At 62.2% G+C, this 249-nt stretch carries 1 protein-coding gene; it reads right to left on the bottom strand.

The features are described from left to right. Positions 1-249: hypothetical protein (locus SB719_RS21710; protein ID WP_412159967.1), on the bottom strand; the 249-nt coding region annotated here is incomplete at both ends.

The raw sequence follows: 249 nt of genomic DNA, 5'->3' as shown, positions 1-249 counted from the left end.
CTTGCGCGATTCGACACCGACCGCAAAACCGAGGTCGCCAGCCGGCAGTGTGAACGCCGAGCCGGCAATGTTGGCGTTGAAAACCTCGGTTTTGGTTTCCCCAGTCGCGTGCTCTTCTTGGAAGAGATAGTCCTGCAGCGCCTTGTTGTTGGTCAGTCCGCCCGGACCTTCGACGCCGAACGGCAGGTAGGGATTCCACGGTACGCAGCCCGTCACCACTGCGGTAGGCGTGCCGCAAACGACCTGCCC

The organism is Pantoea sp. SIMBA_079, assembly GCF_046940275.1.
Lineage (GTDB): Bacteria > Pseudomonadota > Gammaproteobacteria > Enterobacterales > Enterobacteriaceae > Pantoea > Pantoea borealis.
Note: the sequence above shows the minus strand (reverse complement) of the source record. Positions and strands in the feature narration are given on the sequence as shown.